The organism is Arthrobacter sp. D1-29 (assembly GCF_054130585.1).
In genome coordinates this window covers 3,309,412-3,330,629 of the sequence record NZ_CP096383.1, presented here as the reverse complement: position 1 = coordinate 3,330,629, position 21,218 = coordinate 3,309,412, and the positions used below count along the sequence as shown (strand labels likewise).

Below are 21,218 nucleotides of genomic sequence, written 5' to 3'. Positions count from 1 at the left end.
GCTTGGTGCCGGCGGCGTGGCTTGTTCCGACTCTTGTTCCAACTGTTATTGCGGGCACCTGCCCCTGGCTGGTGTCTCAATGGGTATTCGGGGACTGCCCGGCAGCGGATGGGTGGAACCTAAGGAGTTTTTTTTGAAGCAGGAGAAAACGGGTTGCGGGAGGTCCCGCAAGGCTGCTGTTAAATGCAAGAATCCCGGGCGGCAGGGCCCGGGATTCTTCTTGGTGCTGTCTGTATTTCTTCGTGCTGTCTGGATTGTGCGCAAGGGGGGACTTGAACCCCCACGCCCGAAGGCACAGGAACCTAAATCCTGCGTGTCTGCCAATTTCACCACTCGCGCTTGACGACTGCTGCCGCTGGCCAGGGCCGATGGTGCCAGACCTGGGGAAAACGTACGACGGCGGTTATCAGGTTCCATTGTAGCGTCGGGCCTGCGGGGATCCCGTCAGCCCGTGCCTTTGGAAATTATTCAGCGTGAAGAATCAGGCTACGCATCAAGCTTGAGGTCGCGGCGCAGTTTGGCGACATGCCCGGTAGCCCGGACGTTGTACTGCGCCACCTTCACCTTGCCCTCAGGATCGACAACGATCGTGGAGCGGATGAGGCCCTGGTAGGTCCTGCCGTAGTTCTTCTTTTCACCCCACGCACCGTATGCCTCCGCCACCATATGGTCCTCATCCGAGAGCACCGGGAAGCTGAGGGTCTCCTTGGCGGCGAAGGCAGCCAGCTTGGCAACGGGGTCGGGTGAGATTCCCAGGACCTCGTAACCGGCAGACTGGAACGATGCCAGGTTGTCGCGGAAGTCGCAGGCCTGCTTGGTGCACCCCGGCGTGGAGGCGGCCGGATAGAAGTAAACGATGGTGTTGCGCCCGAGCCGCGAGGAAAGGCTGACGTCCTGTCCGGAGGAGTCCTTCAAGGTGAAGCCGGGTGCTTCAGCACCGGTCATAAGTTTGTCTGCCAATGTTTATCTCCTGGTTGCGGGCGGGACACACCAGTTTAGTAAGTGCAGGGGACCGGTGCGAATCGGCACTTGGCTATACTTGCGGTATGCCTGATATGGATCACTGGCCCACGGGGCGCCTCTTGTCCACTGCGGCCCGTCTCGTTGAACACTCGTGGAATGAAAAGCTCGGCGCCATTGGATTAACCCACGCCGGTGTTATCGCCATCGAAGTTCTAGCGGCTCAGGGGCCTATGACCCAGGCACAGCTGGCCCAATATGTCCGCGTTCAGGCCCAAACTATGGGCAAAACCCTCAGCAGGCTGGAAGCTCACGGCCACATTGCCCGGGTCCGGAGCACTTCGGACCGCCGGAGCCACGTTGTTTCGCTGACTGAACGCGGCAAGGAGGCGGTAGCGGCGGCCGTGGAAATGGAGCGTTCCGTGCTTGCTGCCGCATCCATTGATCCCGATGCACTGCGCCAGGAGCTTAAGGCAGTAGTCCGTGAGCTGGCGAGTCAATTCGCTTCCCCCGCCACCAGGGCACTGGTGGACGGCGCACCGCTCGCGTAGGTCAGCGCGGGTGAAGATCATGCTGCTTCTGCGGGAGGACCTGCAGGCAGCCAAAGACCAGGATCCAGCGGCGTCGAGCCTCTTGGCAATGGCTTTCGTATATTCGGGTGTCCACGCTGTCTGGAGTCACCGCGTGGCGCATGCACTGTGGCAGCACCGGAAGCTCAAAGGAGCGGCCCGCCTCCTCTCCCAGCTATCGAGATCCCTCACAGGGATTGAGATCCATCCGGGCGCCACCATCGGCAGGCGGCTGTTCATCGACCATGGAACCGGCATAGTGGTGGGCGAAACCGCCGAAATAGGTGACGACGTCCTGATGTACCAGGGTGTGACCCTGGGTGGCCGGGCACTGAACAGGACGAAGCGGCACCCAACCATCGGCAACCGCGTCATGCTGGGTGCCGGAGCAAAGATCCTTGGCCCTGTGGTGGTGGGAGACGATGCCGCGGTCGGTGCCAACGCCGTCGTCGTGCGGGATGTCCCGGCGCAATCTGTTGCTGTGGGTATCCCGGCTGTGACGCGTCCGAAGGATCCTGCCGCGCCGGCTGAACCGCGCACGGACTTCCTTGATCCCGCACTGTTGATCGCGGCGGGATCACCTGCCGCTTCTTGACCCACTCCTGAATTGCCCCTATGTTATCGAATATCGTTATTAACGAGTATCGATAACAAAAAATTGGGGGATTCATGAAAGCCAGCAGCCGCGCCGACCGTCCAGTGCGGACCAGGAGGATCGTGTCCAGGGCGGATGCGCTCTTCCTGATGACCGCCTCAGCAACTGCCGCCCTTGGTACCACTTTTTACACCGTAACAGGCATTGTGGGCCTGGGATCCGGCCCGGCAACCCTGACCGTTCCACTGGCTGCTGCCCGTCAGGACCCCGTGGGGCTGGTTCCAGGAGCGGAAGGCCGGTATACGGAAATGGAAGTAACGATTCCTGCCGTTCCGGTTGATGAGGCCGTGCTCCTGATGTGGTCTGCTGCGTTGAACCAGGTAGGCATCCTTGCCGTGGCGTTGCTGGTGTTTCTTCTTGCCATCCGGTTCCTGAAGGAGAATCTTTTCACCGCGGGCTCCGTCCTGGTGGTAGGCATTTCGGGATTGGCACTTGCCTTGGCCGGTACAGCAGGCCAGGTGCTCGGCTCCGCCGCCAGGCACCGGCTAGCGGAAGTTGTCGGCGCAAATCAACGAACGCCTGACGAGGCGATCGTGTTCATCGCTGAAATCAATCTGCTTCCTTCCGCGGCGGGCCTGATGTTGCTGGTGATCGCCGGGGTGTTCCAATTTGGCCGCCGCCTCCAAAAAGACACCGAGGGTTTGGTCTGATGCCTGCTGACGATGTTTCAGCCATTCATTGCAGGCTCGATGAATTGCTGGCCGAACGGGGGGTGACACTGACGGAACTAAGCAAGCGGGTAGGCGTGAGCCTCGTGAACCTTTCCATCCTCAAGAACGATCACGCCAAAGCCATCCGGTTTTCAACCCTGACTGCAATCTGTGAAGCGCTGGATTGCGAGGTGGGGGACCTGCTGGTCTGCCGGCGCTGATCATCGCCTAAGGCCCCGATGGGTATACCTCCAGAACCTCGTGCCGGCCGGCCACCGTTGTGAACTTTTAATTCAAGCCGCGACATGGCCATCCGCGCCGGGTATAACGGGAAGGCAGGAGGTCATTGTCCATGAAGAAACTTGTAGTCTTGCTTGCCGTGTCGGCGCTCGCACTGGTTGGATGTCAGGCCCCGACAAATCCTGGGAGCTCGGTCCCGGACCTCCCTCGGGTGCCATGGGAGGGCGCGTCAGCGTTCTACGGGAAATATCCGATCACAAAAGCGGCCGGATGGGCTGACCCCAGCTTCTTCCCCATAGGAAGTTGGTGGAATAACTTCAGCACCGACGAGAACGTAAAGTTCGACAAGGCGCAGGGCCTGAACACGTATTTCGAAGTCAATCCGGACTCGGACCCCGACCTCCTGGCAGCGAACGGGATGACGTACATAGGCCACCTGAAAAGCGCTAAAGCCACGGCGGAAAGCACCAAGTCTGCCGACATGCTCCCCGACGAGATTGACGGCCGCTTCGACCCGCCGTCAGTTGGCATCGCTGAACTGCAACGGATCATAGACGAATACGGAGATACCGGAAGGATGAAGTACAACAACTTCACAGCCGTCGTCGCCAGCAACTACAACGGGGACCAGGTCACTGCCGGAAACACCTACGTGAATATGGTGGACGGGCCTGTTTCCGTTGACGGGTACTGGTACACCGACACGCATTGCAGCGACAGGCCGTACGTAGACTGGTCATTCGTTCCGGTCAATGAATCCCACTGCCGCACCGCCTCCAGCTACGGGAAAATGGTCAAATCAGTACGTGAGCGAGTCGCGTCGGACGGCATCCTTCAGCCGGTGTACGTCTTCGTTGAACTCATGGGCGGGGGCACGGAATCAACAGCCTCCAACGAGTACATCTCCCCGGGCGAGATCCAGGGCGCCGTCATGAACGGCATCATTAATGAGGCCCGTGGCGTCGTCTACTTTAACCAGTCATTCAACGGCCCCTGCACCGGGGGTAACCTCATCCGTCAGGTTCAGGTCGACCCCAACCACTGCATGGCGGACAACATCGCGGGCATGAGGGAAATAAACCTGAAAATCAAGTCCCTTGCACCCATCTTGAACACGCAATCGTATGTGCATACGTTCGGGCCAAACCTGGACACCATGCTGAAAACCCATGACGGCTCGGCCTACATTTTCGCGATGCCAAGTGGCGAGGAAACCTCAGTACCGGGCGACCGGACCTTCACCCTGCCGAAGGGTGTTACCGGGACATCGGCGGAGGTAGTGGGGGAAGGCCGCACATTGCCTGTAGTGGACGGCAGGTTCTCTGACAGCTTCTCAGCCGAATACACTCACCACGTCTATCGCGTCACGCTCTAAAAGGGCGGGGAGCAAAAGAAAACCCCGCCTTCGTGGCTTGTGGCCATGAAGACGGGGTTTCGTTCGTGCACCCCCCGGGACTTGAACCCGGAACCCATTGATTAAGAGTCAATTGCTCTGCCAATTGAGCTAGAGGTGCATCTTTTGTTTCGATCTCCCGGGGCTTTTTCTTTCCCCGTTGATCTCCGCAACGACATGAAACTCTACACGAACTTTCAGTCCAAGTGAAATCGAACCGATGCTCCTTCGGGGTGTTCACCCGGGAGGAGCCACAACCAGCACAAAATCAGGGTTTTGGTTGTTGCTCAGGAGCCAAAATCCACCCTCCGGCGACCTTACGACGTCCCTGATCCGCCCATATTCGCGCGTGAAGTAGGCCACAGGTGTGCCGGCGTCCTCGCCGTCCAGGGGAACCGTCCAGAGCCGCTGGCCCCGGAGTGCCCCGAGGTAGGCAGTTGAACCAACAATCTCAAGGCCACTGGGGGAGGAATCCGACGTGGAGGGCCACACAACTTTTGCGTCGATGAAGCCTTCCCTGCCCGGCGCGCCGGTCACCGCCGGCCATCCATAGTTGCCACCTGGCTGGATCAGGTTGAGTTCATCATTGACGTCCGGCCCAAATTCACTGGCCCAGAACCGCCCTGCACTGTCCCATGCCAAGCCCTGAACGTTCCGGTGCCCCAGGCTGTAGACGGCGTTGCCGAACGGGTTTCCGGGGGCGGGGTCCCCGTCGGGCGTCAACCTCAGGATCTTGCCGCCCAGGGCGTTGGAGTCCTGGGGTTGATTCCGCCGCTGCGAGTCACCCGTCCCCACGTACAGGAAACCATCGGGGCCAAACCTGATCCTGCCACCGTTGTGGGTGGAGGCCTTGGGGATCCCGGTAAAGATGACCTCCGTTTCGCCCAGCGCCAGGGTTCCGTCGGTCTCTTCCCGGAGGTCCACGCGGGCAATCCGGTTGTCCTGGTCGGCGGTGAAATATACGTAAAGGTAATTGTCCGTGGCGAACGCGGGCGACACCGCGAGCCCCAGGAGGCCGCCCTCGCCGCCCGGCACCACGCCAGGGACCTGCCCGATGCTGGTCGCGCTGCCTTCACGGACAGCCTTCAGTAGGGCTGAGTCCCGCTCCGAAATGACCGCTGTTCCGTTTGGTAAAAAGACCGCAGCCCACGGGATCTCAAGTTGGAGGTCCAGTTGTTCAACTATCCGCGGTGCTGACTGAGTGCCTGCGCCTGTGCTGGTGCTGGTGCCTGTCCCTGTGCTGGTACTGGTGCTGCCGGTGGGCATTCCATCGCCTTCACCAGTGCAGCCGGACAGCAGCAGGGCCAGGCTCAGAGCCGCCGCGGCGGTTACGGCAAGCGGGTGGGAAGACGAAGCGGATGAACTAAAGCCGTTTCCTCCGCGGAGCCCGGAAGCCGGCGGCCTCGGCATGTGCCGGCGATTCGAACCAGACTCCGGCCCGGGTTTGCTCATAGTCCGGATGCCCCTCCTCGTAGTAGGTCATGGTCGCGGCGTCCCCTTTGACCGTGTAGTCCGCTGGACCACTGCCGTCGGGGGCCGGTGATGCCGAACCCTGGCCGTACGGCTCCTCCGCGTCCAGATGGCTGGAAGGCTCAGAACCTGGTGCACGTTCGGCGTCGGCCTCCGGCGGTTCTGCTGTGTGGCTTGCTGAGGTTTCAACAGCTGCAGAGGACTGCGTCCGGTCCAGTGTCTCCGTCGCGGCTGCGTTGTCCGGCACCTCCGGTTGTGCCATGCTCCCTGCCGTGGCGGTGTCCTCGCCACGGCGCCCTTCGACGCCGGCGCCTGCCTTTTCAGCCGGCATGGCACCGGCGTCGGCATCCTCGAGGGCTGCAGTTTCAGCACCCGGAAGGGTGGGGGAATGCGGGCCCGTGTATTCCGGGTTATGGACGGGGGCTGCGGCGCCTGACGGTTCTCCATCGCTTCCCGGGGACAGATCTCCCTGCGGAGCCTCTGTCCGCGGCACTGCGGTGGATCCGCTGGCCTCGGACCACTGGGTCTCCCACTCGGCAGCATCTTCCTCCCGGCGTTTCTCAGCCTGCCGGCGTGCCTCCTCCTGGAGCCGCGCATCTTCCTCGAGGCCCGCATCCTCCTCGACGCGCGCATCCTCCAGTCCGGGACCGGTCTCCTGGGCGGGGCTGCCGGTTTCTGCTTCAGCCCAGGTTTCACCTTCAGCGTCAGGGGTGGCGCCGGTGGTGCGCGTGCCGCCGTCGATCTCCTCGTTGCCGCCGTCGGTCTCCTCGTTGCCGCGGACTGTCGGGCTGTGGGAAGGGGAGTCGGCGGGTCCCCCGGTTGGAGCATGCGGGACGGGCTCCGCGTCCCGCATGCTCCAACCGGGGGACGTGGACAGTTCAGGCGCCTCATCCGCCGTCGTCGGGGGAGTGGGTTCCGCAGGCCGGCCAAAACCGGCTGCGCCGGCGATTCCGGTGGTGGCTGCAGCGTCGGCGGAGGCCGCGGCGCTGCCGCCCTCAAGGGCGCCGTCGGTCCGCATTCCTCCGGCACGGCTCCCGGCGTCACTGGTATTCGCGGAACTGCTGCGGTTCAGCAGCCACCAGACAACACCGACGATCAGCACAATGAGAATAATCCAGAAGACAAAATCCATAGCAGAGCCCTTCGGTCCGGATGGCAAGGTTGCCGTTCCCCGACGGTACGTCGGGCCGGACGGGACTGTCTAGGTTTGTGTCCTGTTCCTGTATCCGCAGGTCAGGCTGGAGCGACGCCTGGATAACGGTGACTTCCGCCATTCCGTCGACGGCCCGCTCCCGTGGTCATCTGTTCCAAGCATCAAGGGAACATAGCTGCCGTGGCGTAGCCTCACTCCATGGACTTTAAACGGCTCCGGATCCTGCGTGAACTTGCCGACCGGGGTTCGGTGGGCGCCACAGCGGAAGCCATGCATGTCACCCCGTCCGCCGTGTCGCAACAACTCAGGACCCTGCAGGACGAACTCGGCGTGGTCCTGATGGAAAAGTCCGGCAGGGGAGTACGGCTGACCGAGGCCGGCCAGGCGATGGCAACCGCGGCCGCAGACGTCTCCACCGCCATGGCCAGGGCCGAAGCCACCATCGACACCTACAGGCAGGGCTGGCAGGCCCACATCAGGGCAGCCTTTTTCCCCAGTGCTGCTGAAATGTTCCTTCCCGGCCTCCTGCACCGGGTGAAGGCCATCGAGGGGATGCACTTTGAGGCCCATTTTGAGGATCCCGGAGTTGCCGGTTTTGCCGGCTTGGCAGCGGACTACGACATTGTCCTGGCCCACAGCGTGGACGGGCCAGAGGTCTTTTCCAGGCATGGGCTGGTGGTTGTTCCGCTGCTCAATGAACCGCTAGACGTTGCCATGCAGGCCGGCCATCCATTGGCGGGCAGGCCGCGGGTGACGGCCCGGGACGTGGTGGGTTACCCCTGGATGGGTGTCCCGGACGGCTTCCCGTTCGACGCTGTTCTTCGCCAGATCGAAAAACAGGCAGGCTCAACCGTTGTCAGGGCCCAGCTGTTCCCGGACCTCAGGGTTCTTGAAGCCCTCGTCAGCGCAGGCCATGGGCTCTCGCTCCTGCCGAGGTACACCTCCGCAGCCAATCAGGGCAGGGGCTTTGTGCTCCGTCCGTTGGTGGGCGTCCCCGCCAGGCGCACCATCGTGGCGCTTGCCCGCCCCGACGTTGCTGCCAGGACCACTGTCCGGGAGGTGCTGGAAATGCTCAAGCTTGAAGCGGCATCAGTGGCCGACGGCGCTGCCCCGGGTGATTCCTGACACGCGACCAAGCGTCGCGCCTGCTTTGTCATCTCAATATATGAGACGAGCGTCCACCATATGATCGAAATATTCCCGGATTTCAGCTTAACGGACCGTCCCGTGTCGTTGGCCCCCTGATTCGAGCCATAGACTTTGATCCATGAGTGAGGACACCCAGATCGCGACCCAGAACAAGCCAGATATCAAGCCCCGCAGCCGTGTGGTTACCGACGGAATCCACGCAGCGCCCGCGCGTGGCATGTTCCGCGCCGTGGGCATGGGTGACGATGACTTTGCCAAGCCGCAGATCGGCGTCGCGAGTTCCTGGAACGAAATTACTCCTTGCAACCTTTCCCTGAACCGGTTGGCCCAGGGCGCCAAGGAAGGCGTCCACGCCGGCGGCGGGTTCCCCATGCAGTTTGGCACCATCTCCGTTTCCGACGGCATCTCCATGGGCCATGAGGGCATGCACTTCTCCCTGGTGTCCCGCGAGGTCATCGCCGACTCAGTGGAAACCGTGATGCAGGCTGAGCGGATCGACGGCTCGGTGCTTCTGGCCGGCTGCGACAAGTCCCTGCCGGGCATGCTGATGGCGGCGGCCCGCCTGGACCTGGCCAGCGTCTTCCTTTACGCCGGCTCCATCATGCCGGGCTGGGTCAAGCTGGAGGACGGCTCCGAGAAGGAAGTCACGCTCATCGACGCCTTCGAGGCCGTGGGCGCCTGCGCTGCGGGCAAGATGAGCCTGGGCGACCTGGAGCGCATCGAAAAGGCCATCTGTCCGGGCGAGGGTGCCTGTGGCGGCATGTACACGGCCAACACCATGGCCTGCATCGGCGAAGCCCTGGGCATGTCCCTTCCCGGCTCCGCCGCGCCGCCCTCGGCAGACCGCCGTCGTGATGAATTCGCGCGTAAGTCCGGCGAGGCTGTGGTGAACCTGCTCCGCCTGGGCATCACCGCGCGGGACATCATGACCAAGAAGGCCTTCGAAAACGCCATCGCCGTGACCATGGCCTTCGGCGGCTCCACCAACGCCGTCCTGCACCTGCTGGCCATCGCCCGCGAGGCCGAGGTGGAGCTGAGCCTGGAGGACTTCAACCGCATCGGCGACAAGATCCCGCACCTGGGTGACCTGAAGCCGTTCGGGCGCTACGTCATGACCGACGTCGACAAGATCGGCGGCGTGCCGGTCATCATGCGTGCACTGCTCGACGCCGGCCTGCTGCACGGAGACTGCCTCACCGTCACCGGCAAAACCGTCGCCGAAAACCTCGAAGCGATCAACCCGCCGGACCTGGACGGCAAGATCCTGCGTGCACTGGACAACCCGATCCACAAGACCGGCGGCATCACCATCCTGCACGGCACCATGGCACCTGAAGGTGCGGTTGTGAAGAGCGCAGGCTTTGACGCCGACGTCTTCGAAGGCAGGGCGCGGGTGTTCGAGCGCGAGCAGGGCGCGCTGGATGCGCTGGACAAGGGCGACATCCAGAAGGGTGACGTTGTGGTCATCCGCTATGAAGGCCCCAAGGGCGGCCCGGGCATGCGCGAAATGCTCGCCATCACGGGTGCCATTAAGGGCGCGGGGCTGGGCAAGGACGTCCTGCTCCTTACCGACGGCCGGTTCTCCGGCGGCACTACCGGCCTGTGCATCGGCCACGTCGCCCCGGAAGCCGTCGACGGCGGCCCCATCGCCTTCGTCGAGGACGGGGACCGGATCCGCGTTGACATCGCGGCCCGCAGCTTCGACCTCCTCGTTGATGAGGCGGAACTGGTATCCCGGCGCGTCGGCTGGGAGCCGCTGCCGGCCAGGTACACCAAGGGCGTCCTGGCCAAGTATGCCAAGCTGGTGCACAGCGCCTCCACCGGCGCATACTGCGGGTAGCAAGCACGTATGCGGCGGCCAAGCCCAACCAGGTAGCGCTAACTGTCGTTATAACCGTTCAAAACGACAGTTAGCGCGACCCAGTTGGGGGACGGCGCCAGCACGTGGACAATGTAGTCCACATGGTGAGATGCGGTAAGGTCACATTGACACGTATCCCGCCAGAGGGAAAACTGAACGCATGATCTCGTTCGTTACCGGCTTCACTGCTGCAGATGCAGTAGTCGTCCTTACCAGGCGCGTGGCTCAATAGCCCGACTGGTAACGAACCGTCACGCGCAAACCCCTCGAAGAGCCGCCAGGCTGAGGGGTTTTTTTATTTCCCGCAGTTTCCAAGAATAAAGATGATCCACAAGGAAGAGTCCGATGAGCAAAGGATCGCCGATCAGCCCCTCGCTGATGGCTACTAAGTCCGCTGGAGCCCACAAGGCTCCGGAACGTGCCGACCGATCGGCTGACGCCGTCGCTGTCGTCACCGACCTTGCTGCAGTCTCTCCTGTCCTTGGGCCGAACAACGTTGTACCCCCAACGGTGATGACCGGCTCAGAAGCTATTGTCCGCTCGCTCGAAGAACTCGGCGTCGACGATATTTTTGGTTTGCCCGGTGGCGCGATCCTGCCTACCTACGACCCCTTGATGGCCTCCAGTATGAATCACGTTCTGGTCCGTCACGAACAGGGAGCCGGCCACGCCGCGCAAGGCTACGCCATGGTCACGGGGAGGGTAGGTGTGTGCATTGCCACCTCCGGTCCCGGTGCCACCAACCTCGTTACCGCCATCATGGACGCCCACATGGACTCCGTGCCGCTCGTGGCCATCACCGGCCAGGTGTCCAGTGGCGTCATTGGCACTGACGCCTTCCAGGAAGCGGACATCGTCGGCATCACCATGCCGATCACGAAGCATTCCTTCCTGGTGACCAACCCCAACGACATCCCGCATGTGATGGCCGAGGCCTTCCACCTGGCTTCCAGCGGCCGGCCTGGCCCGGTACTGGTGGACGTTGCCAAGGACGCCCAGCAGGGACAGATGACGTTCTCCTGGCCCCCTAAGGTGGATCTGCCGGGCTACCGTCCCGTCACCCGCGGCCACAACAAGCAGGTCCGTGAAGCGGCAAAGCTGATCGCGGCGGCCACCAAGCCTGTCCTGTACGTGGGCGGCGGCGTGGTCAAGGCGCACGCTTCAGCGGAGCTGCGTGAACTGGCCGAACTGACCGGAGCGCCGGTGGTCACCACCCTGATGGCCCGGGGCGTGTTCCCCGACTCCCACCCGCAGCACGTGGGCATGCCGGGCATGCACGGCACCGTGTCCGCCGTGACCGCCCTGCAGCAGTCCGACCTCCTCATCACCTTGGGCGCCCGCTTTGACGACCGCGTGACAGGCATCCTGAAGACCTTCGCTCCGAACGCCAAGGTGATCCATGCCGATATCGATCCGGCGGAGATCTCCAAGAACCGTACGGCGGACGTGCCCATTGTGGGCTCGGTCAAGGAAATCATCCCCGAACTCACGGAAGCTGTCCGCACCCAGTTCGACACGTCAGGCGTCCCCGACCTCACCACCTGGTGGGCTTTCCTGAACAACCTCAAGGAAACCTATCCGCTGGGCTGGACGGAACCGGACGACGGACTGAGCGCCCCGCAGCGGGTCATCGAGCGGATCGGAGCCCTGACCGGGCCCGAGGGCATCTACGTTGCCGGCGTTGGCCAGCACCAGATGTGGGCTGCCCAGTTCATCAAGTACGAGCGTCCGCACGCGTGGCTCAACTCCGGCGGGGCCGGCACCATGGGCTATGCCGTTCCGGCCGCCATGGGTGCCAAGGTGGGGGACCCGGACCGGGTGGTGTGGGCAATCGACGGTGACGGCTGCTTCCAGATGACCAACCAGGAACTTGCCACGTGCGCGATCAACAAGATCCCGATCAAGGTCGCCATCATCAACAACTCGTCCCTGGGCATGGTCCGACAGTGGCAGACGCTCTTCTATGAAGGCCGCTACTCCAACACCGACCTGAACACAGGGCACGACACCGTCCGCATCCCGGACTTCGTCAAGCTGGCTGACGCCTACGGCTGCGCTTCCTTCCGCTGCGAACGCGACGAGGACATCGACGCCACCATCCAGAAGGCACTCGAGATCAACGACCGACCCGTGGTCATCGATTTTGTGGTGAGCCCCAACTCCATGGTGTGGCCGATGGTGCCCGCCGGAGTAAGCAACGACCAAATCCAGGTCGCCCGCAACATGACCCCGGAATGGGAAGAGGAGGACTGATCATGAGCCGCCACACACTGTCCGTTCTGGTCGAAGACAAACCCGGTGTACTGACCCGCGTTGCGAGCCTTTTCGCCCGCCGTGCCTTTAACATCAACTCCCTGGCCGTTGGACCGACGGAAGTTCCGGGCATGTCCCGGATGACCGTCGTCGTCGACGCCGATGGTGACCTGATTGAACAGATCACCAAGCAGCTCAACAAACTGGTCAACGTGATCAAGATCGTTGAGCTGACCTCCGAATCTTCCGTACAGCGAGACCACATCCTGGTCAAGGTACGTGCGGATGCCGCAACTCGTCTGCAGGTGACCCAGGCTGCAGACCTGTTCCGTGCTTCAGTGGTTGACGTCTCCACAGACTCCGTAGTCATTGAAGCAACAGGCCACCCCGAAAAGCTCACGGCGCTGCTCTCAGTGCTCGAGCCCTTCGGCATCCGCGAAATTGTGCAGTCCGGCACCTTGGCCGTTGGACGGGGATCCCGCTCCATGAGTGACAGGGCATTGCGCTCCGCGTAGGACACAGCCCAGGGCAGTTCTACGAGCCAAAAGCCCGTGCAGTACAGCAGCAAGACTATTTACACCAGAGAATCCACTCAAAAGGAGACACCCAAAGTGACTGAAATGTTCTACGACGACGACGCCGACCTGTCGATCATCCAGGGCCGCACCGTTGCCGTCATCGGTTACGGATCCCAGGGCCACGCGCACGCCCTCAGCCTGCGCGATTCCGGCGTCGACGTCCGCGTTGGCCTGAAGGAAGGCTCCAAGTCCCGCGCCAAGGCCGAGGCCGAGGGCCTGCGGGTCCTGAACGTTGCCGACGCCGTTGCCGAGGCCGACCTCATCATGGTCCTCACCCCGGACCAGGTTCAGCGCCACGTGTACGCCGAAGACATCGCCCCCAACCTGCAGGCCGGCGACGCCCTGTTCTTCGGCCACGGCTTCAACATCCGCTATGGCTACATCAAGCCGCCGGCTGACGTTGACGTCGCCCTGGTTGCACCGAAGGGCCCGGGCCACATCGTGCGCCGCGAATTCGAGGCCGGCCGCGGCGTTCCCGACCTGATTGCCGTGGAGCAGAACGCTTCGGGCAAGGCCAAGGAACTGGCACTGTCCTACGCCAAGGCTATCGGCGGCACCCGTGCGGGCGTCATCGAGACCACCTTCACCGAAGAGACCGAAACGGACCTGTTCGGCGAGCAGGCTGTCCTTTGCGGCGGCGCCTCGCAGCTCATCCAGTACGGCTTCGAAACCCTCACCGAGGCCGGCTACAAGCCGGAGGTCGCCTACTTCGAGGTCCTCCACGAGCTCAAGCTCATCGTTGACCTGATGGTCGAGGGCGGCATCGCCAAGCAGCGCTGGAGCGTCTCCGACACCGCCGAATATGGCGACTACGTCTCCGGCCCGCGCGTCATCACCCCCGAGGTGAAGGAAAACATGAAGGCTGTCCTCGCGGACATCCAGAGCGGTGCCTTCGCCAAGCGCTTCATCGACGACCAGGATGCCGGAGCTCCGGAGTTCGCCGAGCTGCGCAAGAAGGGTGAGGACCACCCCATCGAGGCCACCGGCCGTGAACTGCGCAAGCTCTTCTCCTGGATCAAGACCAGCGACGACTACACCGAGGGCTCCGTAGCCCGCTAGGCCATGCTTTTCGCATAGCCCCGGCACCGGACAAGGCCGGGTTCACACTTCACAATGTGGGCCCGGCCTTTCCGTCGGCCTAGACTTGTTATATCCCCCAGGACTGCAACGCAGAGGATCAGCCGTGTCAAAACCCGTAGTACTGCTCGCCGAAGAACTTTCGCCCGCCACCGTCGAGGCCCTCGGCCCGGACTTTGAAATCCGCCAGACCGACGGCGCCGACCGTTCCCAGCTGCTGTCTGCGATCGCCGACGTCGACGCCATCCTGGTCCGCTCCGCCACACAGGTGGACGCCGAAGCCATTGCCGCGGCCAAGAACCTCAAGGTCATCGCCCGTGCCGGCGTGGGACTGGACAACGTGGACATCAAGGCCGCCACCCAGGCCGGGGTCATGGTGGTCAACGCCCCGACGTCGAACATTGTCTCTGCCGCGGAACTCACAGTTGGGCACATCCTCAGCCTGGCCCGCCACATCCCGCAGGCCAGCGCGGCACTGAAAAACGGTGAGTGGAAGCGCTCCAAGTACACCGGAATCGAACTCTTCGAAAAGAAGGTCGGCATCATCGGCCTGGGCCGGATCGGCGCCCTGGTGGCCGCCCGCCTGCAGGGTTTCGAAACCGAGATCCTCGCGTACGACCCCTACATCACGTCGGCCCGCGCTGCGCAGCTCGGCGTCAGGCTCGTCACCCTGGATGAACTCCTGAGCCAGGCTGACTTCGTCACCATCCACATGCCCAAGACGCCGGAGACAGTAGGCATGCTCGGGGCAGATGCATTCACCAAGATGAAGTCCACCGCCTACGTGGTCAACGTGGCCCGCGGTGGCCTTATCGATGAGGAAGCCCTCTACGCTGCCCTCCAGGACCGGCAGATCGCCGGTGCCGCGGTGGACGTTTTTGTCAAGGAGCCCAGCACGGACCTGCCGTTCTTCGCCCTCGACAACGTTGTGGTTACCCCGCACCTCGGTGCCTCCACCGATGAGGCCCAGGAAAAGGCAGGCGTCTCGGTGGCCAGGTCCGTACGCCTGGCCCTGGCCGGCGAGCTGGTTCCGGACGCGGTCAACGTCGCCGGTGGCGTGATCGCCCCCGACGTCAGGCCGGGCATCCCGCTGATCGAAAAGCTGGGCCGCATCTTCACCGCCCTGACGCACGCCTCCCTGACCCAGATCGATGTTGAAGTAGCCGGAGAGATCGCCGCCCTGGACGTCAAGGTCCTGGAACTGGCAGCCCTCAAGGGCATCTTCGCCGACGTTGTCACCGAGCAGGTTTCCTACGTCAACGCCCCCGTCATCGCGGAACAGCGCGGCATCAATGTCCGCCTGATCACGACGCCGGAGGCCGAGGACTACCGCAACGTCCTGACCATCCGGGGTGCTTTGAGCGACGGCTCCCAGATCTCAGTGGCCGGCACCCTGACGGGGCCCAAGCAGGTGGAGAAGCTGGTGGGCCTCAACGGCTATGACGTGGAGATCCCCATCAGCGAGCACCTTGTGGTGGTGGCCTACGCCGACCGACCCGGAGTGATCGGCACCATCGGCCACATCCTGGGCATGAACAACATCAACATCGCCGGAATGCAGGTGGCGCGGCAGGCTGAGGGCGGACAGGTACTGGCGCTGCTCACCATCGACAGCTCCGTTCCGCAGCAGGTCCTGGACGCCATCAAGGCGGGAATCGGCGCCGAGATGGTCCGCGAAGTGGACCTCGAGGACTAAGAACCGCACCACCGTGAGCAACGCGTGACAGCATCTTAACGGCGGATCAACGTCGGCCACGTATGATTGGCCGGTCTGCTTACAATGACTGGGTCCTGATTCAGGACACACATCCGGCAGGCCGGCCAATACCTTTTGCACACCCCGCAGGTAATCCTTTAGCTCCGCCCGGCGGACGTGGGGGTGCACACACGCAATCCAGGTTTCAGGGAGCCCAATGAACGCCGTCCAGAGGTTCATCAGAAGCAAAGTGCTGCTGCTGACCGCGGCCATCTTGATCGCAGCCATGTGCTTGTCGGTCCTCGTCCAAGGCCAGTCGCAGGCCGCGCTCAACCGGACCGTGGATGAGAATTCACGCGGACTTTATGACGTCCTGGTCCAGGCCAAGGCAGGATCCGGGGCGCTGATGCAGCCGGAAATCGCCAACGGCGGCGGCGGAATCAGTTTTGACCAGCTGGAGGGCATCCGCGACCTCACCGGCACGTCAGTGGCAGCTCCCATCAGCCTGGTCTCCCGTGTGACGCAGAACCTCGAGGCGCCCCGGCTTGATGCCATGGACTACCTCGGCTACAACGCAGGACTGGCAGGCACTGCCACAGCCGACCAGGCCGCGGGTGCCACCGAGCCCAGCAAGTGGCCGGCTGCGGAGTCCGTCCTGAGCGACACTCCCAAGACCTACCGGCTGACAGCCAGCGCTGTCAGCTCCGACGGCGTTTCTGAACAGACACTCTTCAAGTCCACCGCCGAAGGCACCCTGGGCAAAGGCAAGCTCGTGGAGGAGAAGGCCGCCGGCGGCAGCAGCATCCGGATTGCCCCGCCGGCCGGGGAAACCGGCATCAAGTTCCCAGCGCCTGCCGGCGGTTCGGAGCACAACCTCTTCAACCTTTCAGTCTCCCTGCCGCTGTCACCGGAGGTGACGGAGTCGGTGGTCGCTGTTGATCCCGTGGCAGAACGTGCGCTGCTCGGCTCCGCTGGCGACTTCCTGGCGCCGCTGGAAAAGGCGCCGCCGGCTGATGCCCGCAACGCCGGCGCCATCGGACGGCACTTTGAAACTCTCTTCACCAACGGCATCAGCATGCAGGAGCTGGCAGACGGTCCCGATTTCCTGGGCGTCAAGCTCAAGCACTGGGCACCGCTGATGACCCAGTACCAGCAGGCCAAACGCAACGGCCTGCTCACCGCGGATTCCCAGGCCATTCCCCTGATTGTGCGTTCAGGCACGTCCCTTGACCTGAAGTACAACGTCAAGATCGAGGAAATCGACGCGTCCGGCAAGGTGGTCAAGGACGTCGGCACAGCGACGCGTTCCCTGGACAAGGACTACCTGCCGTTCGTTTCCAAGGATCCCTTCGCACTGTCCTGGCCCGGCTCCAAGGACCACTCCGACCTGCTGGGCAACACCGGAAACTTCAACCAGGGCCTGTACACCCCTGCAGCCTGGAGCACCGACTTTGCGTCTGCCCCGAAGTACACGGATGGCAGCACGGCCGGCAACGGCGCAGTTGAAAAGTCAGCCGTTCCCGGCGACTGGGTCACCGTCAACCGGCTGCCCGAAAAGAGTGCCAGCGGTGCTTCGGTGGACCAGACCCAGCGCGATCCCGTAGATGAGCGTTCCTACCGTGAAAACCTGGCAACAGGGGAGAAGCTCGCGGCACCGCTTGCCATGGTCTACGGAACGTTTGACCCTTCCGCCGTCGAAAAGGCCGCCGGCGACGTCAACAGGCTGCCCCTGGGCGGCTATGACCCCACCCCGTTGACGCTGACCAAGGACGCCGAAGGAAAGGCCGTCACCGAAACCGAACTCAAGCCCTCGCTGAGCGCGACCGGGCTCGCCAGCCAGTCCGCCGGCGCCATCACCGACTACTACGGCCTGGCCGCCGCCCGAGGTTACAAGGACAACGCTGCGGTGATCGATGCCGTACGAGTCCGCGCCAAGGCCCCCGGCAGCTGGAAGCAGGCCCAGCCGGACGTCGAAAAGCTGGCGGGCGAGATCCGTGCCATGGGCTTGGAAGCCACCGTCGTGGCCGGTTCCGCCCGTGAGGACGCCAGCATCTTTGTTCCCGGCTACTCCAAGGACGACGCCGGCAAGGAATCCGACCTGGGCACAGTCCAGCAGTCATGGGTCCGGCAAAACGCCGCCGATGCCGTCTCCGGATCCCTCACCGGCACCAACGTCACACTGCTCTTCCTGACTCTGTGTGGGGCTGCACTGCTCACCGGGGCGTCCACTGTCAGCTACATCCGGAAACGCAAGCAGGAAGCCGGCACCCTCCGGGCCATGGGCTGGACGCAGGGCCGGATCCGGAACTGGGTCCTTGAGGAGTTCGCGGTGGGTGCTGCCCTGCTGGCAGTGGCGGGAATTGCCCTGAGCCTGCTCAGCTGGAGCCTGGCGACCGTGATCGTCTCGGCGTCGGTCCTGGTCCTGTATGCCGCAGCGGCGTTCTTCGCTGCCCAGCAGCTGCGCCACCGTGACGAGGTGGACCAGGAACCGCAGCACGACGAACGGCTGATCGCCGTTGACTCGCCGCTGACGTTCGCCAACCGGCAGCTGAGCACCAACAAGTTCAACACCCTGTCACTGGCGGTGGCGGTTGGAGTGTTTGGAGCAGCTGTCGGCGGGCTGGTTGCGCTGCTGATCGATATTCCCCGCGCGGCCGGGGCCAGTGCACTCAGCGGACTGGCGGCAGCCAGCATCGCTTTGCCCAGCATCCTCCTGGCGCTGGCCGGAGTGACGGTTGGCCTGGTGCTGACCCTGGTGACGGGCAGGTTTGAGCTCACCGCCAAACGCCAGTACCTTGGCATCCTCGAGGCCATGGGCTGGAACCCGGACATGCTCCGCCAGGTCCGTTTCTTCGAGAACGCGCTCGTGGGAACAGTGGCCCTGCCGCTGGGAGTCCTGGGCGCACTGGGCATAGGAATGCTCCTGGCCCCGTACGCCGCACTGTGGGCCGGAGTGGCCGGCCTTGTGGCTGTGATTTGCTGGATACCGATTGCAACGAAAGTGGTCCAATGACAAACCAGACGAACGTTCAACGGAGCCGCAGGGCCGACTCCGGTGGAGACCCTCTCCAGACGCGCGCCAATACCATCGTCAAGGCTGCAGACCACGGGACACCGCTGGAGCTCAGCGATGTCACCATCCGCTACGGCGGTGGCAAGGGCGGCGCCGAGGCAGTCAGCGTCGTGGAGGGCTTTGACCTCACCCTGCACGCCGGCGAGATGCACTGCGTTGCCGGCCGAAGCGGTTCCGGCAAGACCAGCATCCTGACAGTGGGCGCGGGACTGACACTGCCGACGTCGGGCCGTGTCTTCTGGGAGGGCGACTCCCTCGAAAGCATGGGCGACGACGAAATCGCTGACCGCCGTCGGGCCCTGATCGGCTACGTTGACCAGGGCGGCGCCCTGATTGACGGCATGAGCGCACTTGAGAACGTGCTCCTGCCGGCCGTCCCGGACGGCGAAGTGGACCAGCGCCGGGACATGGCAAAGGACCTGCTCGACCTTGTGGGGCTGGGCCGCCGGATGCGCCACCGTCCCGCCCAGCTGTCCGGTGGTGAACGCCAGCGCGTGGCCATTGCGCGTGCGCTGATCCTGGGCACCCGCGTGCTGGTGGTGGATGAGCCAACCGCAAGCCTGGACCGGGCCTCAGCGAACCGCATCATCAGCATCCTCAAGGACACCACCAACGACGGGATCGCCGTGCTGGTCGCTTCCCACGACCACGAACTGGTCCGTCTTAGCGATACGCTGACTGAACTCATCTAGCCCGTCCCTCCGCACCAAAGGTAACGTCCGCTCGTGACTGCAACAGAAAAACCTCCGTTCTACATCACCACGGCCATCACCTACCCGAACGGTGTGCCGCACATCGGGCATGCGTATGAGTACATCGCCACTGATGCCATGGCGCGCTTCAAGCGGCTGGACGGCTATGACGTGATGTTCCTGACCGGCACGGACGAGCACGGCATGAAGATTGCCCAGACAGCCGAAAAGGAAGGCATCAGCCCCAAGGAGCTGGTGGACCGCAATGCTGAGGTCTACAAGGCTGCGCATTCCGCCCTGGGAATCACGTACAACCGGTTCATCCGCACCACGGACGCTGACCACTACGCGGCATCGCAGGCCATTTGGAAAAAGCTGGAAGCCAACGGCGATATCTATCTGTCGAAGTACGAAGGCTGGTATTCCGTCCGGGATGAAGCCTTCTACGTCGAGGACGACACGCTGGTTAAGGACGACGGCGTACGTTACTCCAAGGAGACGGACACCGAGGTGACCTGGACTGCCGAGGAGAGCTACTTCTTCAGGCTGTCCCAGTACCAGGACCGGCTCCTTGCCCTCTATGAGGCACAGCCGGAATTCGGTGCCCCGCAGTCCCGGTTCAACGAGGTCATCAGCTTCGTCAGGCGTGGCCTGGAGGACCTCTCCATCAGCCGCACCACCTTTGACTGGGGTGTTCCGGTTCCCGGCAATCCCAAGCACGTGATGTACGTCTGGGTTGATGCACTGACGAACTACCTCACGGGGGTTGGCTACCCGGACGTGGATTCGGCTTCATTCCGCAAGTTCTGGCCTGCCGACGTCCACATCATCGGCAAGGATATTTCCCGCTTCCACGCCATCTACTGGCCGGCTTTCCTGATGAGTGCCGGACTGGAACTGCCCAAGCGCGTAATGATCCATGGCTTCCTGCACAACAATGGCGTCAAGATGTCCAAGTCGCTGGGCAACGTGGTGGCCCCCGCGGACTTTGTGGCCCAGTACGGCCTTGACCAGGTGCGGTTCTTCTTCCTTCGTGAAGTTCCGTTTGGTGCCGACGGCAGCTACAACCACGAGGCCATTGTGGGACGCATGAACTCGGACCTGGCCAACAACTTCGGCAACCTGGCCCAGCGTTCGCTGTCCATGGTCGCCAAGAACTGTGCAGGCGTTGTTCCGGCACCGGGGGATTTCTCCGCCGCGGACTCCGCTCTGCTGGACCAGGCCAACGGGCTTCTTGAGACCGCGCGGACCGCTTTCGAAAAGCAGGAATTCAGCCGCGCCCTCGAAGCGATCTGGGGCGTACTGGGGGATACCAACGCCTACTTTGCAGACCAGGCGCCATGGGTGCTGCGGAAGACCGACGTCGAACGGATGAACACCGTCCTGTACGTCACGCTGGAGGTGCTGCGGATCGTGGCCATCCTTGCCCAGCCGGTGATGCCCACCGCAACCGCAAAACTCCTGGACACCCTTGGCCAGCGGGAAGGCCAGGCCCGGCAGTTTGCTGCGCTCACCACACCGATTGCCGCAGGGACCGCATTGCCGGCGCCGGCCCCCGTCTTCCCCAAGTACGAGGAACCTGCCGAGGCCTAGAGTACCTTCGGGCCGGGCTACCTGGCCCGGCCCGAAACAGGTACTGGAACGGCCCCACCAAGTAGCGTCCGTCCGCCAAAGCGGGTACTGAGTACTGGAGACGGGCAAGTATGCAGGTCCGTAGCCTAGATCTGTAAGCGAACTGATGATTCACAT

The 21,218-nt window shown here is 63.2% G+C and carries 17 protein-coding genes and 2 tRNA genes; 14 read left to right on the top strand and 5 right to left on the bottom strand.

The genetic code is table 11. From position 1 onward, the window contains the following. Nucleotides 1-257: 257 nt before the first annotated feature. Nucleotides 258-339 (bottom strand) — tRNA-Leu (locus tag M1E17_RS14995). A 147-nt stretch (nucleotides 340-486) separates the two neighbouring features. Then, nucleotides 487-960 carry a thioredoxin-dependent thiol peroxidase gene (gene bcp, locus M1E17_RS14990; RefSeq protein WP_457962780.1) on the bottom strand — a complete coding sequence of 158 codons (474 nt, stop codon included), beginning with the start codon at nucleotides 958-960 and terminating at the stop codon, nucleotides 487-489. Nucleotides 961-1,055: 95 nt separating this feature from the next. On the opposite strand from bcp, the gene M1E17_RS14985 reads away from it, so the two are divergent. From M1E17_RS14985 to M1E17_RS14965, 5 genes are all read left to right on the top strand, one after another. After that, nucleotides 1,056-1,511, top strand: a complete 456-nt coding sequence (locus tag M1E17_RS14985; RefSeq protein ID WP_457967772.1) for a MarR family winged helix-turn-helix transcriptional regulator — start codon at nucleotides 1,056-1,058, stop codon at nucleotides 1,509-1,511. Nucleotides 1,512-1,521: 10 nt separating this feature from the next. Next, complete coding sequence (gene epsC, locus M1E17_RS14980; protein ID WP_457962779.1) at nucleotides 1,522-2,124, top strand: serine O-acetyltransferase EpsC; 603 nt, start codon at nucleotides 1,522-1,524, stop codon at nucleotides 2,122-2,124. 74 nt (nucleotides 2,125-2,198) lie between these two features. Continuing rightward, nucleotides 2,199-2,834, top strand: coding sequence for a hypothetical protein (locus M1E17_RS14975; protein ID WP_457962778.1), 636 nt, complete (start codon nucleotides 2,199-2,201; stop codon nucleotides 2,832-2,834). Next, nucleotides 2,834-3,055 carry a helix-turn-helix domain-containing protein gene (locus M1E17_RS14970; protein ID WP_457962777.1) on the top strand — a complete coding sequence of 74 codons (222 nt, stop codon included), beginning with the start codon at nucleotides 2,834-2,836 and terminating at the stop codon, nucleotides 3,053-3,055. Before M1E17_RS14975 ends, M1E17_RS14970 begins: the two co-directional genes overlap by 1 nt. Nucleotides 3,056-3,186: 131 nt before the next feature. Continuing rightward, on the top strand, nucleotides 3,187-4,449 hold the full coding sequence (locus tag M1E17_RS14965) for a hypothetical protein (RefSeq protein WP_457962776.1): 1,263 nt from the start codon (nucleotides 3,187-3,189) through the stop codon (nucleotides 4,447-4,449). A gap of 66 nt (nucleotides 4,450-4,515) precedes the next feature. Here M1E17_RS14965 and M1E17_RS14960 read toward each other — a convergent pair. The 3 genes from M1E17_RS14960 to M1E17_RS14950 all read right to left on the bottom strand — a co-directional run bounded on the left by M1E17_RS14960 (nucleotide 4,516) and on the right by M1E17_RS14950 (nucleotide 7,069). Further along, nucleotides 4,516-4,588, bottom strand: a tRNA-Lys gene (locus tag M1E17_RS14960). A gap of 116 nt (nucleotides 4,589-4,704) precedes the next feature. Continuing rightward, complete coding sequence (locus tag M1E17_RS14955; protein WP_457962775.1) at nucleotides 4,705-5,733, bottom strand: PQQ-dependent sugar dehydrogenase; 1,029 nt, start codon at nucleotides 5,731-5,733, stop codon at nucleotides 4,705-4,707. A gap of 97 nt (nucleotides 5,734-5,830) precedes the next feature. After that, nucleotides 5,831-7,069: a sunset domain-containing protein gene (locus tag M1E17_RS14950; RefSeq protein ID WP_457962774.1), complete on the bottom strand. Its 1,239-nt coding sequence runs from the start codon at nucleotides 7,067-7,069 to the stop codon at nucleotides 5,831-5,833. 219 nt (nucleotides 7,070-7,288) lie between these two features. On the opposite strand from M1E17_RS14950, the gene M1E17_RS14945 reads away from it, so the two are divergent. The 9 genes from M1E17_RS14945 to metG all read left to right on the top strand — a co-directional run bounded on the left by M1E17_RS14945 (nucleotide 7,289) and on the right by metG (nucleotide 21,062). Further along, entirely contained in the window at nucleotides 7,289-8,215 is a 927-nt protein-coding gene (locus M1E17_RS14945) for a LysR family transcriptional regulator (RefSeq protein ID WP_457962773.1), read from the top strand. Between the two features lie 142 nt (nucleotides 8,216-8,357). Further along, entirely contained in the window at nucleotides 8,358-10,079 is a 1,722-nt protein-coding gene (gene ilvD, locus M1E17_RS14940) for a dihydroxy-acid dehydratase (RefSeq protein ID WP_457962772.1), read from the top strand. Between the two features lie 366 nt (nucleotides 10,080-10,445). Continuing rightward, entirely contained in the window at nucleotides 10,446-12,353 is a 1,908-nt protein-coding gene (locus M1E17_RS14935; protein WP_267275488.1) for an acetolactate synthase large subunit, read from the top strand. Nucleotides 12,354-12,355: 2 nt separating this feature from the next. Next, nucleotides 12,356-12,868: an acetolactate synthase small subunit gene (gene ilvN / locus M1E17_RS14930; protein ID WP_056628144.1), complete on the top strand. Its 513-nt coding sequence runs from the start codon at nucleotides 12,356-12,358 to the stop codon at nucleotides 12,866-12,868. A 96-nt stretch (nucleotides 12,869-12,964) separates the two neighbouring features. After that, entirely contained in the window at nucleotides 12,965-13,990 is a 1,026-nt protein-coding gene (gene ilvC, locus M1E17_RS14925) for a ketol-acid reductoisomerase (protein ID WP_457962771.1), read from the top strand. 124 nt (nucleotides 13,991-14,114) lie between these two features. Beyond that, a complete protein-coding gene (gene serA, locus M1E17_RS14920; protein WP_457962770.1) occupies nucleotides 14,115-15,704 on the top strand; it encodes a phosphoglycerate dehydrogenase in 1,590 nt (529 codons plus the stop codon). 217 nt (nucleotides 15,705-15,921) lie between these two features. Continuing rightward, on the top strand, nucleotides 15,922-18,717 hold the full coding sequence (locus M1E17_RS14915; RefSeq protein ID WP_457962769.1) for an ABC transporter permease: 2,796 nt from the start codon (nucleotides 15,922-15,924) through the stop codon (nucleotides 18,715-18,717). After that, a complete protein-coding gene (locus M1E17_RS14910) occupies nucleotides 18,714-19,469 on the top strand; it encodes an ABC transporter ATP-binding protein (protein WP_457962768.1) in 756 nt (251 codons plus the stop codon). The genes M1E17_RS14915 and M1E17_RS14910 overlap by 4 nt, the downstream gene beginning before the upstream one ends. Nucleotides 19,470-19,502: 33 nt before the next feature. Then, entirely contained in the window at nucleotides 19,503-21,062 is a 1,560-nt protein-coding gene (metG, locus tag M1E17_RS14905; protein ID WP_457962767.1) for a methionine--tRNA ligase, read from the top strand. Nucleotides 21,063-21,218: the final 156 nt, after the last annotated feature.

Coding starts and splice junctions, on each gene's coding strand:
- M1E17_RS14985 (WP_457967772.1), top strand. CDS start 1,056: ATGGATCACTGGCCCACGGGGCGCCTCTTGTCCACTGCGGCCCGTCTC.
- M1E17_RS14965 (WP_457962776.1), top strand. CDS start 3,187: ATGAAGAAACTTGTAGTCTTGCTTGCCGTGTCGGCGCTCGCACTGGTT.
- M1E17_RS14945 (WP_457962773.1), top strand. CDS start 7,289: ATGGACTTTAAACGGCTCCGGATCCTGCGTGAACTTGCCGACCGGGGT.
- M1E17_RS14935 (WP_267275488.1), top strand. CDS start 10,446: ATGAGCAAAGGATCGCCGATCAGCCCCTCGCTGATGGCTACTAAGTCC.
- M1E17_RS14955 (WP_457962775.1), bottom strand. CDS start 5,733: ATGCCCACCGGCAGCACCAGTACCAGCACAGGGACAGGCACCAGCACC.
- M1E17_RS14950 (WP_457962774.1), bottom strand. CDS start 7,069: ATGGATTTTGTCTTCTGGATTATTCTCATTGTGCTGATCGTCGGTGTT.
- M1E17_RS14910 (WP_457962768.1), top strand. CDS start 18,714: ATGACAAACCAGACGAACGTTCAACGGAGCCGCAGGGCCGACTCCGGT.
- M1E17_RS14915 (WP_457962769.1), top strand. CDS start 15,922: ATGAACGCCGTCCAGAGGTTCATCAGAAGCAAAGTGCTGCTGCTGACC.
- M1E17_RS14970 (WP_457962777.1), top strand. CDS start 2,834: ATGCCTGCTGACGATGTTTCAGCCATTCATTGCAGGCTCGATGAATTG.
- ilvD (WP_457962772.1), top strand. CDS start 8,358: ATGAGTGAGGACACCCAGATCGCGACCCAGAACAAGCCAGATATCAAG.
- ilvN (WP_056628144.1), top strand. CDS start 12,356: ATGAGCCGCCACACACTGTCCGTTCTGGTCGAAGACAAACCCGGTGTA.
- M1E17_RS14975 (WP_457962778.1), top strand. CDS start 2,199: ATGAAAGCCAGCAGCCGCGCCGACCGTCCAGTGCGGACCAGGAGGATC.